The following is a 16,195-nucleotide window of genomic DNA, read 5'->3' on the forward strand; positions in this document are numbered from 1 at the left end:
CTTGAACCACTCAAATAATAATTGAACTTATGTCATTTATTTGTTACTATGAACCTACACTTTTAATAAACCAACGTTTGAAAAGGAAGTAGTAAAAAGACGAAAGTTTTAGAGAGCACATGGCTGGTGGAAATGTGTACGGACGCTTTTGAACTCGCCTTTGAGTTGCATCTGCTGAAAATAGAAGTAAGCAGAGGCGGTGACGACCGTTACAACGTTCGAGGCCTTTTCAAAAAGGCAAAGTTAGGTGGTACCACGTAGTTTACGTCCTATAAAAAGAGCAATCTTTTTATAGGATTTTTTTGTTTTCTTTGATTAGAAAACAGGCGAATGGATTGCTCGTGCAAAGACATTCGTTGTATTCATCTTTATAAGATGGAAAATAGAGCAGGGGGATAGAAAATGAGTTATAACCATAAAGAAGTTGAAAAGAAATGGCAAAAATATTGGGCAAAAAACAATACCTTCAATACCCATGACGATCATGAAAAACCTAAATTCTATGCATTGGATATGTTCCCATATCCATCTGGACAAGGCTTACACGTAGGACATCCAGAAGGCTATACAGCAACAGATATCCTTTCTCGTTTCAAACGAAGCCAAGGATTCAATGTATTACATCCGATGGGGTGGGATGCATTTGGTCTTCCCGCAGAACAATATGCGTTGGATACTGGGAATGATCCTGCTGAATTTACCCAAAAAAATATTGAAACATTCCGACGTCAAATCAATTCTTTAGGGTTTAGTTATGACTGGAACCGTGAAGTCAATACAACTGATCCAGAATATTATAAATGGACACAATGGATCTTTACAAAACTATATGAAAAAGGCTTAGCGTATGAAGCAGAAGTAGCTGTGAACTGGGTGCCAGAGCTTGGAACAGTTATCTCAAACGAAGAAGTTATCGACGGAAAAAGCGAACGTGGTGGCTATGATGTCGTACGCAAACCAATGCGTCAATGGATGTTGAAAATCACAGCTTACGCAGATCGCCTTTTAGATGATTTAGAGTTAGTCGATTGGCCAGAAAGCATCAAAGAAATGCAAAGAAACTGGATCGGTCGCTCAGTTGGAACCAACGTAGAATTTAAAGTAGCGGGTACAGACAAAGCGTATACGGTCTTTACGACACGTCCCGACACGTTATTTGGCGCAACTTATTCTGTATTAGCACCAGAACTTGACTTAGTGCGAGAAATCACGACACCTGAACAAAAAGAAGCAGTCGAAGCTTATATTGAAGAAACAGCTAAAAAATCGGATCTTAAAAGAACAGACCTAGCGAAAGAAAAGACGGGTGTGTTTACTGGAGCGTACGCTATCAACCCTGTCAACGGGAAAGAAATCCCAATCTGGATCGCAGATTATGTGTTAGCTTCTTACGGTACAGGCGCAATCATGGCAGTACCTGCGCATGATGAACGTGATTATGAATTTGCTAGAAAATTTGATTTAGAAATCATGCCAGTAATTGAAGGCGGAGATATCTCAGAAGCTGCGTATACAGAAGATGGTGCGCATATCAATTCTGGTTTCGTAGATGGAATGAACAAACAAGAAGCAATCGAAAAAATGAACACGTGGTTGGAAGAACATGGCGTAGGTAAAAGAGAAACTAGCTATCGTTTACGTGACTGGTTGTTTTCACGTCAACGTTACTGGGGTGAACCAATTCCGATCATCCATTGGGAAGATGGAACAGTCACTGCTTTATCAGAAGAAGAACTACCTTTACGCTTACCTAAAACGGAAAACATCAAACCTAGTGGAACAGGGGAGTCACCACTTGCGAACATTGATGAATGGGTCAATGTGACCGATCCTGTAACAGGTAAAAAAGGACGTCGTGAAACCAATACGATGCCACAATGGGCGGGCAGCTCATGGTATTACTTGCGTTATATCGATCCACACAACAAAAAAGAACTAGCCAATTACGAAAAATTAGAACGTTGGTTACCAGTAGATATCTATATCGGTGGAGCAGAACATGCGGTACTTCATTTGTTGTATGCACGTTTCTGGCATAAATTCTTATATGATATCGGTGTCGTTCCAACAAAAGAACCATTCCAAAAACTATATAACCAAGGAATGATCCTAGGCGAAAACAATGAAAAAATGTCTAAATCTCGTGGGAACGTAGTGAATCCTGACGATGTTGTAGCTAAATATGGTGCGGATACATTACGATTGTATGAAATGTTCATGGGCCCATTAGATGCATCGATTGCCTGGAGTGAAAATGGCTTAGAAGGTAGCCGTAAATTCTTAGATCGTGTTTGGCGCTTGATCGTAGACGAAAACAACAAAATGCGTGATCGTATCACTACTTTGAACGATGGCAAATTAGATAAAGTGTATAACCAAACAGTGAAGAAAGTAACGGAAGATTATGAAACACTGCATTTCAACACGGCAATCTCTCAATTGATGGTCTTTGTCAATGAAGCCTATAAAGTAGATGCTCTTCCTTACGAATATATTGAAGGTTTCGTTCAGTTGCTTGCACCGATCGCACCACATATGGGAGAAGAACTATGGGCGATCTTAGGCAATGAAGGTGGTATTTCTTATGCTAAGTGGCCAACATATGATGAAGCTGCTTTAGTGGAAGATGAAATCGAAGTAGTTTTCCAAGTCAACGGAAAAGTTCGTGCAAAAGCCAACGTTGCTCGTGACCTAGCAAAAGAAGATTTGGAAAAACTAGCCTTAGAAAACGAGTTGATCAAAGAAAATATCGAAGGCAAAACAGTGCGTAAAGTGATCGTGGTGCCAAATAAATTGGTCAACATCGTAGCAAACTAAGAAATTCGGCAATATAGCTAGAAAAAAGTAACTATATTAGCAGAATCCAGGGATAAAAAATAAAAAAAGACGATAGCCCGCCATTTAGAGCAGGAAAAAGTACCCATACTTTTTCCTGCTCTTTTTTCCTTCTCAAGGTATTATTTTACCAATCTGTCGGTAAAAAAAGGTTTTCTTCTAATAATAGAATCATGGATAATTTTAGTGTGGGGATTTTATGATGTTTGGGGGGATGTATGAAAAATAAGAGAACCGTTGATTTTTGTAAGTCATCGTTTCGATGAGTGGCTGCACTTGAATGAATAAGAAAAAGCAATGCTTTAAGATAAGATGATTTTTAGATAGGCTCATGATGTTAGAACTAGAAAGGGGGACAGAACATTTGCAAATGAAAAATTTTAGAACAATAGCCACTTCGCTCTTATTATTCCAACACTGCCTTTTTCCAGTCACCATTTTTGCAGAAGAGGCACCAGTTGAAATTGACACGGAATTGGTTCAGCGTTTACAAGAGCAAAATGAACTACCAGCGATCGAAAGCAACCCTCCAACGACTGAATCGACCGCAGAAGAACCTGTACATACGGAACCTGCTGAAGTACCAACTACAGAGGATTCGAATCCAGAACAACCAGAACAACCAGAACAACCAGAACAACCGAAACAACCAGAAACAGTAGAGACTACGGAACCACCTATTCCGGAAACATCTGAAGAAACAGTAGAGACGACCACTCCTTCTGCAGAAGACGGGAAAGAAAGTAGTGAAGGAAATGGACTACCTTCGCCAGTTTTGCCAAAAGAGGAGGAAACAGAACAGCTGATGGTCTTGCCAGAAGCGATGCGGATGAGCACTTACTCGTTACCTAACCTTAACGCGTATCGCCCTTATTTAGTCAATAATGGAAGAAGTGCTTATATTGAGGGTAAGATGCAGAGAGCTACGAATAGAACATTGACTTTAGGAGCAGAAGCAGGAGCAGTTCAAAGATTTACAGTCACTTTTGATGCGTATGCGATGGTGCAAGGCGTAGGGAACGATTGGATTTCTTGGATCGCTAGTAATTTGAGCACTGCACCTGATTATTATTTTAAGCAGATGTATTATGGAAATCATCCATCCTTCTCAAATCCATATACGTTGAATAATCTGAGGTGGTCCGGTGTGCCGTCTTATTTGTCTGTTACGGCAACACCTACTATTAGTGGTCGTCAAGTGACAATCAATGTGACGATCGTAAGGACGAAAGCCACGACTATTGATACGAATGAAAAGGATACTATACGTCTTTTAGGAAACTTAACAATGGGAACAACTGCTGTTGCACCAGAGGTCAATAACTACTCCAAAAAAATCGCAGATGTGAATTATTCCGATGCAGTTATCGGAGAAATCGTCGTGAATAATCCAAAGCCATCTGTTGCGATCAAAGACAGCGTTGATGTAGAAGCTACTAGGAACGAATTGTCTCAAGATACGATCAAATCCTGGTTTACTACACTGCCGTCAAATTCGAATGACTATACGTTTTCCGCAACAGGTCCAGCTAGTTGGGCACCTGGCGCAACAGGAACTGCTACAGTGGTTATGAAACATAATTCGAATGGTACGACACACACATTCACTACTCGGTATACGGTTAGAGATACACAACGTCCGACAGGAACTGTAAAAAGCGATATTACGATTGAAGCTCGCAGAAGTGGAGAACTTAGCGAAGCAGAGATACGAGGATTTTTCTCGACGATGAGCGACAATTGGACATTGTCAGAAAATATGAAAGTACATTTCCTTGATGTAAACGGAGCGGAGGCAACAGTTGCAGGTAAGGAACCAAGCACCCGTATTTTTAACCTTTACCTAGAAGATGAAGCAGGGAATAAATCTTCTCGGCTGGAGGTATGGATACGGATTGTAGATACACAAAAGCCAACCGCTAAATTCAAAACGCAAGGCGTTGAAATTGAGGCTCGAAGAACGGGAGGTTGGACACGCGCCGATTTGCTGAAATTCATTGATGGCGATTTACAGGATAATTGGAGCCTACCAGAAAATATTCGGATCGAAGCGACAGATAACAATGGAATTTATCCGCTTGCAGGAAGAGCACCTGGTAATACTTGGGCTTACATAGATATTTATGACGAAGCTGGAAATCAATATGGTGAATATGTAGAATTTAAAATCGTGGATACCCAAGCACCGACAGGAACTGTAAAAAGTGGAACAATCGATGTGGAAGCTCGCAGAAGTACAAATCTTAGCCAACAGGAACTACGAGAACTTTTCACGACGCTGAATGACAATTGGACGTTATCGGAGAACATAAAAGTATATTTGGTGGATGACTTTGGGACAGCGACAACTGTTGTAGGTAAGGCACCGGGTACAGAAACTACTTTTTACCTTCAACTGGAGGATGAAGCAGGAAATATTTCGAGAAATGTTGGAAGCAAGCGGATACGCATTGTAGACACCCAAGCACCAACAGCTACAGTCAAAACTCAAGGAGTTGAAATTGAAGCACGAAGAAGTGGAGATTGGACACGAGCCGATTTGTTGAAATTCATTGATGGCGATTTACAGGATAACTGGAGTTTGCCAGAAAATATTCGGATCGAAGCAACAGATAACAATGGGATTTATCCGCTTGCAGGAAGAGCACCTGGTAATACTTGGGCTTATATAGATATTTATGACGAAGCTGGAAATAAAAATGGTAACTATGCAGAATTCAAAATCGTGGATAAACAAGCACCGACAGGAACCGTAAAAAGCGATATTACGATTGAAGCTCGCAGAAATGGCGATCTTAGCCAAGCAGAGTTACGAGGATTTTTCTCGACGATGAGCGATAATTGGACATTGTCAGAAAATATGAAAGTACATTTAGTTGATGGAAACGGAACGGCAACAACAATTGCAGGAAGAGCACCAGGTACACATGATTTTTACCTTCAACTAGAAGATGAAGCCGGGAATAAGTCAGCACGAACGAGTGTGACGATAAGGATTGTAGATACGCAAGCACCGACAGGAACTGTAAAAAGTGAGGTTGAGGTGGTTGAAGCTCGCAGAAGTGGTGATCTTAGCCAAGCTGAGTTACGAGGATTTTTCTCTACGATAAGCGATAATTGGACATTGTCAGAAAATATGAAAGTACATCTCCTTGATGCAACCGGAACGGCGACAACAGTTGCGGGTAAGGAACCAAGCACCGGTATTTTTTACCTTCAACTAGAAGACGAAGCAGGAAATAAATCTTTTCAGATGTATATACGTATACGGATTGTAGACACCCAACGTCCAACGGGAACTGTAAAAAGTGGAACAATCGACATTGAAGCTCGTAGAAGTGGCGAACTTAGTCAAGCGGAATTACGGGGATTTTTTACAACGATGAGCGACAACTGGACATTACCAGAGAACTTGAAAATTCATTTAGTCAATCCTTCTGGTACCCCATTATCCATTGTCGGTAAGGCACCACTTTCTAGTTTGTTGGGCTATATACGTTTGGAGGATGAAGCAGGGAATACGTCATTAAATCCCAGCACAACGATACGTATCGTGGACACGCAAGCACCAACAGCAACAATCAAAGGCGAAACAGTCGCTGTCGAAGCTCGCAGAACTGGTGGATTGACGCGTGAAGAACTTCTTCGATTTGTAGATGGTGGTCTTTCGGATAACTGGTCACTGCCTGCTGATATTTCATTGGCAGTAGTCGTACCTCAAGGAACTGGGTATGTTGCGGTGGATGTCAATCAAAAACCAGGAACAGTCATTACAGGGCATTTATTAATGACGGATGAATTCGGAAATCAAACGATCCCTGGTCCTAAGAATCAAGTGAGTTTACTCATTCGCGATACCCAAGCACCAACAGGAACTGTAAAAGGTGAGGTGGAGATTGAGGTTCGCAAAAGTGGCGATCTTAGCCAAGCGGAACTACGAGGATTTCTCACAACAATGAGTGATAATTGGACGTCACAAGGGAATATAAACGTTCACTTAGTTGATGCAAATGGGGCAGCAGCAACCGTTGCAGGTAAGGCACCAGGTACCCACACTTTTTATCTTCAACTGGAAGATGAAACAGGAAACAAGTCATTGGGGATGAGTATACCGATCCGTATTGTAGATACCCAAGCGCCAACGGGAATTGCAAGAGATAATGTGGAAGCAGAAGCTCGTAGAAGTGGCAATCTCAGCCAAGCAGAACTACGTTGGCATATCATACTGATAAGTGACAACTGGACATTATCAGAGAACATAAAAATACATTTAGTCGATGCAAACGGGGCAGCGGCAACTGTCGCTGGTAAGGCACCAGGTACGCATAATTTTCACCTTCAACTAGAAGATGAAGCAGGAAATAAGTCATCAAGGATGAGTGTATCGATTCGTATTGTAGATACACAACGCCCAACAGGAACCATGAAAGATAATATCGAGGTTGAAGCTCGTAGAAGCGGAGACCTTAGCCAAGCAGAGTTACGGAAAATGTACACGACGATGAATGACAATTGGACGTTGCCAGAAGATATGAAGGTTCAGTTATCCTTCTATGATGGGATAACAACTGTTGCTGGCATAGCACCAGGAAAAACAGTAACGGGCGTATTTCGATTAAAAGACGAAGCAGGAAATCAGTCATTTCCAATTGGAAGCTTTATCCGCATTGTCGACACCCAAGCACCAACTGCGACAATCAAAACGAAGGGCGTGGAAATCGAAGCACGAAGAACGGGCGAATGGACACGCGAAGATTTGTTGAAATTCATTGATGGCGATTTGCAGGACAACTGGAGCTTGCCGGAAGATATTCGAATTGAAGCAACAGATAATCATGGCATCATACAACTTGCTGGAAGAGGTCCTGGTGATAACTGGGCGTACATCGATATCTATGATGAAGCTGGAAATAAATATAGTAGATATGCAGAATTCAAAATCGTGGATACCCAAGCACCAACAGGCACATTGAACACTGTGATACCTACTTTTGAGTATCGTACCCAAGGCGATTGGAGCCGAGAAGAATTGTTGACGTTCTTTAGTGGTGAACTTTCCGATAACTGGTCAGAACATAAAAACATCACACCTACAATGGATCGATCCATCGTAGATTTTTCACCAAGTGTCATCTTGCAACAAGCAACATTGACATTGACCGACGAGGCAGGAAACAAGCGGTCTTATCCTGTTCAATTTTTCTTGACGTCTTTTGTGATTGAACCTAATGTGCTTATCCAAGCACAACGGATGCCTGCACTATCGAAAGAGACGATCAAATCATGGTTCCAAGGGTTACCTAGTATGGTCGATGAGCATTATGATTTTTCCACACCTGAATCAGCGAATGGCTGGGAACCAGGGAAAGCAGGTCAAGCAAATGTTACGATCCGTAACAAAGTAACAAATGCAACACAGCAGACAACAACAAACTATACGGTCGTTGATACACAATCCCCAGAAGGAAGAGTTAAAACATCCAGGGTGACGATGGAAGCAGATCGATCGAGGAATTTCACGCAAGAAGAATTGCGTCAATTTTTTGAAGAGTTATCAGATAACTGGAGCTATCTCGAAGATATCACTTTGAAGAGCTCAGGTAGTTTATCTTCACTAGGTCCAAATACTGCAAATAACCATTATATATTAGCAATCACAGCAACGGATGAAGAAAAAAATAGCAAACGTTTTGAAAGAGCCTTGGTTCGGATCAACGATACGCAAGCGCCAACGGGAACTGTAAAAAATGAGCATATGGATATCGAAGCTCGTAGAACTGGCGATTTAAGCCAAGCTGAACTTCGCCAATTTTTTACGTCCGTAAATGACAACTGGACGTTATCTAAGGATATAAGATTCCATTTAGTCAATGCAGACGGATCAGCAACATCTATTGCAGGGATGAATCCAGGAACTTCGCTTGATGCGTATATCCAACTGGAGGACGAAGCAGGCAACAAGTCTTCACCAATGAAGATATCAGCAAACATTGTGGACACAACAGGGCCACAAGGAAAACTGAAAGAAAATTTAGCGTTCCAAAAAGGGAGTGCAGAACCAAATGCAAGAGATTATTTAGATGGGGAACCTTTCGATAACTGGACGGCACCTGAAGCAATCAAAGTAACGGTAGCCTATGAAAATAATGCGGACTTCACTGATTTAACAGTAGGAACGCATAAATTTGTCCTTACTTTAGCGGATGAATATGGGAATACAACAGATCTTTCAGGTGAGTTAGAGATCCAAATGAATTTGAAAGGATATGTCGATGTGACGATCCCAGCACGTATTTCTTTTGCTGAAAGTAAAGAAAGTGGTGGAATCGTATCACCAAAATATCAAATCCAAAACAACTCTAATGAAGAACTGACTGTGTCAGTGGCGTCTATGACGAGTCAGTCTCAAACAGAGAAGCTAACAGACATCGATCTTTTAATGTCGAATAACTACAACGATGCTAAGATTCCTTTGATTGAGAACGGTCAAAATCTATCACAGAAAACAGAGTTAGTGACTTTACCGAAAAAGACAAGTTCCTTTGCCTTTTCACTTTACGGTACAGTCGGCCAAAACTTTGATTTTGATAGTTTGACTGATCCGTTGAAGCCACAGTATGCTGTACAATTCAATTTTGAGATAAACTAACATTGTTAAAAGGTGTGTGATCACTTGTGGTCACACGCTTTTTTTGTACGTTCATTTGTACGTTCAAGAAAATGTAATTCCTTTCCTTAATGATACGGAAGTTTTTATTTTGAAAAGCAAACGCTTACTCTGTAAACTCTTAGATAGAAAGAATAAAACATAAGGAGTGGAAAACAATGAAAAAAGCATTGATTATTTGCGCAGCAGGGATGTCATCTTCTATGATGGCGTCAAAGGCAACAGAATTATTTAAAGACAAAGGCGAAGACATTATGGTGGATGCTGTTTCTGCTACCGAAGGTGATAAAATGATCAAGAACAGTGACTTTGATTTATTCTTGATCAGCCCTCAAACCACAATGTTTCTGGATAAATTTGTTAAACTAGGTAAAACGGTGGATAAACCAGTAGTAAGCATTCCATTTCAAGCTTATGTACCCATTCCATCCGGCATCCAAAATTTGGCAGGGCTAATTGAGGAGAATATTTAATTAGGAGTGGATAAAGATGAAACAGATAGAAAAATTGTTATTGAGACAGTTGATCGACCATCAAGGAGAATATGTCACCAGTCGGAGTCTCGCATCTGAATTATCTTTATCTGATCGAACGATCCGTAATTACATGAAAGTGATCAAAGATGAAGTGGAAGAGCATGGCGGAAAACTATCTGCAAAACAGGGACAGGGCTACCAACTAGAAATCTTTGATCACTTGGAATTTTCTCGTTTTTTGAAGCAAAGGGAAGTTGCTTTTCGTAGTGATCTGCAAGTCACAGAATTTTTTGAATCAGAAGATCGGCAAAAGTATCTTTTGAATAAGTTATTGTTGGAAGATGAAGCCATCTTCATTGAAGATTTAGAAGATGAATTATTCATCAGTCGTTCAAGTCTAGTCAATGATATTCATGAAATCAAGAAAAAATTACTGCCCTATGCACTGAGAATCATTTCGAAACCGCATCAGGGAATGTGGATCGAGGGGCACGAGCAAGACAAACGTCATTTTATCATGGATATATTTTTTGGGAACCATTATACCAATTCACTCAAAGAATATTTAGGAACGAGTCACTTTTTTAAAGAAATCAACATTGAAGAGTTAGTGATCATCATTTTGGATGAGATAAGAGAAGTGAATCTAAAAGTATCGGATTTTATCATCCAAAATTTAACACTGCATTTAGCATTAGCGATCAAGCGTGTCAGAGAAGGGTTTCACATCGAAGGCATCCCATTGACCGAAGATATTGCGAGTCGCTTAGAATTTCAGGTATCGAAAAATATAATGGCGCGAATCGAACGAGTAATGCAAGTAGTATTTCCAGAAGAAGAGGTGTTTTATCTAGCGCTACATTTGATGGCAAAATCGAATCGAGAGGAAAAGGTGACCGATCAAGAACTTCTTGCAGAATTAACCGTTACATTGAATCAATTCGCTCAATTTTTTCATCGCCCATTGAATGAAGACCATCAACTGAAAAACGGCTTGCTGAATCACTTGGCACCCATGCTCGTCCGACTAGAACGAGGAATCACGCTAGAAAATCCGTTGAAAGAAGAAATAATGAAAGAAGATCGGCAAGCGTTTGAACAAACAAAACAGCTTTTTAGCCAAATGCCGTTACTAAGTAATTATGAAATCAATGACGATGAGTGGGCATATCTAACGCTGCATATCATGGCAGCATTGGAAAAAATCAAGTCCACGCATAAAATCCATGCATTGATCATTTGTGCAACTGGCTACGGCAGTGCCCAATTACTCAAAAATCGAGTGTTGTCCGAATTTGGTGAAACGATTGTCGTAACGAATGTAAAAGGATATTACGAAATCAATGAAGCTGTATTGAAAGAAGCCGATATGATCATCTCTTCGATTGATTTATCTACCATATTTTTCAAAATACCAGTTTTGCATGTCAGTGTCTTTTTGAATAGCCAAGATATTCAGAAAATTCGTGAAACGATTGCTGAATGTCTGCCTTGTCAGAGTATAAAGAAGGAAAGCATCAGTTTACCAGCTGAGAAAAAGCAACACTACTACCAACAGTTGCTTTCGGAAAAATGGTTCACTGTCTATGCACAACAACCAACAAAAGAAGAAGTAATCCAAGAATTGCTCCAACTTTTAGGACAAGAAGAAGCAAATGAATATCTTTTTGAAATGACGGAACAAATAAAGAGACGGGAGAAGATGGGGCAGATCATCTTTAGTGAGAATATCGTTGTTCCTCATCCTGCGATTCCTATCGGAGCAACTACGAAAATCGCGGTTGCCCTTATTCCAGGAGGCATGACTTGGGATGAACATGAAGACATCCAGTTTGTATTTTTAGTTTCACCTTCTTTTATTGAAAACGAAGGGATTACTGTAGTGACCAAAGCAATCGTCCGATTTATTGATCGGACTGATTTACAGCACCATATTTTAGCAACACCTACATTTCACAATTTTAATGATCAATTTAGCCAAATGGTCGAGTAAGGGGGAGAAAAAATGTCTGAAACTATCAGTAGTGAAGAGTTGCAAGTAACCGCTTTCGATATCATTCTTCATAGCGGAAATGCAAGAACGTTGATTCATGAAGGGTTCAAAGACATGCGTCAGGGAAAATTTGAAGAGGCAGATGAACAGCTGACCAAAGCCAATGAGGAGATTTTACAGGCGCACAAAGCACAAACGAACTTATTGAAGGAATACGCCAGTGGACAAAAAATCGAAATGGAGATCATCATGGTTCATGCACAAGACCATTTGATGACAACGATGACCTTACTGGAAGTGGCGACTGAGATGGCGTATCTGTATCAAAAACATTCATAAAGGGGTAAGTAAGATGGGAGATGCAGAAAAAAAACAATTGGTAATAGAGAAAAAACAGTTTAGTTTGAAAATCATGTATTTCAATCGTTATCTGATCATTCGTTATCTAACAGCGGGCTTCTTTTTTATGAATCTTTACTGGTTGATTATTCTATTAGTCAGCAAAAGTATTTTTCTGATTGTTCCGATTGGACTAATCGGTTTGATCTTACCTGCTGTGGGTGAACAAATCCGGCTCTATCGACAACATCAAAACACTGTGCCACGAACAAAACGGTACTTTAAGTGGCAAGGGATCATGAACGGGCTACTCTGCGGTCTATTATTTACGCCGTTTTATACTTCAATGTTTCCGTTTATGGTCGATAATCTATATGGGAAATTAGGGATGATCGTATTTTTAGGGAGTGGGTGCCTGATTTGTGCTCTGTGTCATAAACGTTTGGAAAGCATCCAGGTAAACAAAGATCGTCAGTATCAAAGGATCAAAACATTTGAACAAGCAGCGTATTTAGGAAAGGAGAGTAACTAATGTTTAATTTTTTGCAGAAGTACTTAATGGGTCCAATGGGGAAAATCGCTCAGTTTAAAATCGTTCGTGCTGTCATGGCGGCTGGGATGGCGTCTATCCCATTCACGATCGTAGGTTCCATGTTTTTGGTTTTGAATATTTTACCGTTACCATTTCCGTTTCTTGAAGGTTTTTTCAATAGTACCTTTTTCAAAGTCAGTGATTTATATATGATCGTTAATACAATGACGATGGGGATCTTATCCATTTATTTTGCTATTGTTTTTGCTTATGAACTGACTTCGATTGAAAAAGAAGAACAAGGATTGAATGTCAATCCGCTGACAGGTGCATTATTATCCGTCTTCGCCTTCTTCATGTGTATTCCTGAAATGGGCTTGAGCGATGGAAAAGTTCGCTTGCTTGCAAGTGTGACAGATACTGAAACTGTAGTCAGTGGTATACGGATGGGCGCATTTGTTGAACGTTTAGGCACTTCAGGTATCTTTACAGCGATCATCATGTCGATCATTGCTGTTGAACTTTATTGTATGTGTGTCAAACGTAATTGGGTCATCAAGATGCCCGATGTTGTTCCGCCAGGTGTATCTCGTTCATTTACTGCATTGATTCCTACTTTTGTCATTGCATTTGCTGTAATGATCGTTAACGGACTTTTGATTGTATTAGGCACAGATATCTTTAAAATGATCTCGATCCCATTTGGTTTCGTTACGCAGTTGACAAATACTTGGCTAGGGATCATGGTCATCTATTTCTTGATCCATGCGTTATGGATCGTGGGGATCCATGGGGCAAATATCATCACTTCCTTCTTGACCCCAATCGTGTTAGCGAATATGGCAGCGAATGCACAAGGTGCTAACTTCCCACTAGCTGGAGAGTTCAACAACTCTTATGTAACAGTCGGCGGTTCAGGAGCGACATTAGGATTGATCATTTTCATTGCTTTCTTAGCAAAATCCGATCAATTAAAAGTGTTAGGGAAAGCTTCACTGGTGCCAGGAATCTTTAATATCAACGAACCGATTATTTTCGGGATGCCAATCGTGTATAACCCATATTTAGCTGTTCCATTTTTCCTAGCACCGATGGCGTCTGCTTCACTTGCTTATTTCGCAATCAAATTTGAGATCGTAAAACCAATGTTAGCACAAATGCCTTGGCCTTCACCAGTTGGTATCGGAGCCTTCGTTGGTAGTGGTGGTGACTGGAAAGCGGCTGTGTTAGCTGTACTATGCGCAATCCTTGCCTTCTTTATCTGGTTGCCATTCATCAAATTCTACGACAACAAATTGTTGACAGAAGAAAGAGAAAAAGCTGCTGAATTAGCAGCAGCTGAATAACAAATTTTGTAAAAAGAGGTTGGGACAGAAGTGTTTAACTCCGAGAAATAAGAAGAAATTAACGAAAATTGCTTTTCAAATTTTTGTTAATTTCGGCTTATTTCCGAAGGAGTTGCTTCTGCTCCCACCGTTTATTCGGAGTTAGAGTCTGTGGCAAAACTGATTTTTAGTTTTGTTCCACGCTCGTTTTTTTTTTGAAATTTCCGAAAAACCTGACTTTTGGACTTTCGTTTATTCGAGAGTTTGTAGCAAACCTGATTTTTAGGGTTGCCATTCTTTTTTTTTACTCTTCAAGCAATCGTTTGACGACCTCGTAATCTCCTTCATACGGAACATCGACCCCATTGATTTTTTGATAGGGGTCAACACCTTTCCCAGCAATGACAACTGAATCTGCGGAGGTACTTTTCGCTAGGGCTTTTTTGATTGCCGTTGGGCGGTCCATTTCATAATGGACGTCTAAATCAGGATTAGTGATTGCTTCATTGATTTCTTCTGCGATCTTTTGTGGATCTTCAAATGCAGGATCATCTGCGGTCAAGAAGACGATATCTGCTGTTTCAGATAGAACTTTTCCAAAATCATGCCGGCGAGAAATGGCTTTATTGCCTGGACTTCCTAGCACAACAATGACTTTCCCTTTAGGATGTTCCTTTTTAGCAAATTCGAGCAAGGTTTTCAAACTTAGATAGTTATGGGCGTAGTCTACGTAAACGTGGGCGCCATTTTTTTGTACAAGTTGATCCATTCGTCCAGGAACACGGGCTTCTTTTAGACCTTGTTGCGCATCTGTGGCAGAGGCACCAGTCAATGCTGCCGCAATGATCGCGCTAGTCGCATTCTCTTGATTGAAATCACCAGCTAATTTGATCGTGTAAGTCGTATCGATCGCTAAGTTACCATGATGATTGATCACTTGGAAGGCATGGGTCCCGTCGTTTAAACTTTTGACTTCGTAATCTGCTTGTGTGGAACGACCATAAACAATGGCAGGAATACCATAGACAGTAGCTGTTTCTTTCAGCAAATCAAAATAATCACTTTCATGGTTCAAGATCACTTGCTTTGAATTTAAGATCAACTGACGTTTGCAATAAAAATAATCATCGAATGTCGGGTGTTCGATTGGGCTGATATGGTCAGGTGAAATATTCAAAAAGATCCCTACATCTAAAGTTAGTCCATAAACACGTTGTGTCTTGTAAGCTTGAGAAGAAACCTCCATCACCAAATGGGTCATCCCATTATTTACAGCTTCGGCCATCATACGATATAGATCTAAGGATTCCGGCGTTGTTAAATGAGATTTGAAATACGTTTTTCCATCCAGTGTTGTATTCATCGTGGAAAGCAACGCTGTTTTGTTCGCTGTTGTATGGTCTAGGATCGCTTTAGTAAAGTAGGCAGCAGTGGTTTTGCCTTTTGTCCCAGTATAACCGATCACCTGCAGATCATTTTGTGGATAGCCGTAGAATGCCATAGAAAGGATCGCCATTGCTTTCCGGATATCGGTCACGATGATGCCGACTGCCGACTGTTCGTAAGGTTGTTCTGCTACATAATACAGCAATCCTTGTGAGACGGCACTTGTTAAATAGTCTTCTTTAAAGTTTAATCCTTTACAGAAAAATAAAGTCTCGGCATCGACTTGCCGGGAATCATAGCATAATTTTCTAAAGGTAAACTGATCAGGGGCGTCTAAATGCCACCCTTTTTCAGAAACAAATTCTTTTAATAGGTTTTCTTTTAATAATAAGTTGCGGACATCTTCTAAAGAGAAGTTCACTGGATCATCCCTCACTTCATTTTCGTTGGATTTCTTGATTCATTATAGCACATTCAAGGCAACTTGCTAGAATGACGAAAGGCAGGTAGGAAAATTCACAGGATGTAGCGAGGAGTTCTCAAAATTTTGCAAGATGATTTTTCGAATGTTCCATTTTATCTCCTACATATAAAAATAAAAAAGCAGCGATATAAGAAAACGCTATCTATTTTGAAGGTGCT

General features: G+C 40.4%; 8 protein-coding genes and 1 other annotated feature. Of the genes, 7 read left to right on the plus strand and 1 reads right to left on the minus strand.

Annotated features, from left to right (window positions below):
- The first annotated feature begins 67 nt into the window (after window positions 1–67).
- Window positions 68–275: a binding site (T-box leader), on the plus strand.
- Window positions 276–402: 127 nt separating this feature from the next.
- The 7 genes from leuS (at window position 403) to celB (ending at window position 14,188) form a co-directional block, all read left to right on the plus strand.
- Complete coding sequence (gene leuS / locus FGQ66_RS07135; protein ID WP_138302051.1) at window positions 403–2,817, plus strand: leucine--tRNA ligase; 2,415 nt, start codon at window positions 403–405, stop codon at window positions 2,815–2,817.
- Between the two features lie 352 nt (window positions 2,818–3,169).
- Window positions 3,170–9,484, plus strand: coding sequence for a cell wall associated biofilm protein (locus FGQ66_RS07140; protein ID WP_138302052.1), 6,315 nt, complete (start codon window positions 3,170–3,172; stop codon window positions 9,482–9,484).
- A gap of 176 nt (window positions 9,485–9,660) precedes the next feature.
- On the plus strand, window positions 9,661–9,975 hold the full coding sequence (locus FGQ66_RS07145; RefSeq protein ID WP_005877971.1) for a PTS cellobiose transporter subunit IIB: 315 nt from the start codon (window positions 9,661–9,663) through the stop codon (window positions 9,973–9,975).
- Between the two features lie 16 nt (window positions 9,976–9,991).
- A complete protein-coding gene (locus FGQ66_RS07150; protein WP_138302053.1) occupies window positions 9,992–11,971 on the plus strand; it encodes a BglG family transcription antiterminator in 1,980 nt (659 codons plus the stop codon).
- Between the two features lie 12 nt (window positions 11,972–11,983).
- Window positions 11,984–12,310, plus strand: a complete 327-nt coding sequence (locus tag FGQ66_RS07155; protein ID WP_081134143.1) for a PTS cellobiose transporter subunit IIA — start codon at window positions 11,984–11,986, stop codon at window positions 12,308–12,310.
- 13 nt (window positions 12,311–12,323) lie between these two features.
- Entirely contained in the window at window positions 12,324–12,842 is a 519-nt protein-coding gene (locus FGQ66_RS07160; RefSeq protein ID WP_138302054.1) for a hypothetical protein, read from the plus strand.
- Window positions 12,842–14,188, plus strand: coding sequence for a PTS cellobiose transporter subunit IIC (gene celB / locus FGQ66_RS07165; RefSeq protein ID WP_005877960.1), 1,347 nt, complete (start codon window positions 12,842–12,844; stop codon window positions 14,186–14,188). Before FGQ66_RS07160 ends, celB begins: the two co-directional genes overlap by 1 nt.
- Before the next feature lie 283 nt (window positions 14,189–14,471).
- On the opposite strand, the gene FGQ66_RS07170 is transcribed toward celB, so the two are convergent.
- Window positions 14,472–15,974, minus strand: coding sequence for a UDP-N-acetylmuramoyl-L-alanyl-D-glutamate--L-lysine ligase (locus FGQ66_RS07170; protein ID WP_138302055.1), 1,503 nt, complete (start codon window positions 15,972–15,974; stop codon window positions 14,472–14,474).
- Window positions 15,975–16,195 lie beyond the last annotated feature (221 nt).

Origin of the sequence: Enterococcus sp. BSD2780061688st2 D3 (assembly GCF_005844145.1) — a bacterium.
Lineage (GTDB): Bacteria > Bacillota > Bacilli > Lactobacillales > Enterococcaceae > Enterococcus_B > Enterococcus_B durans.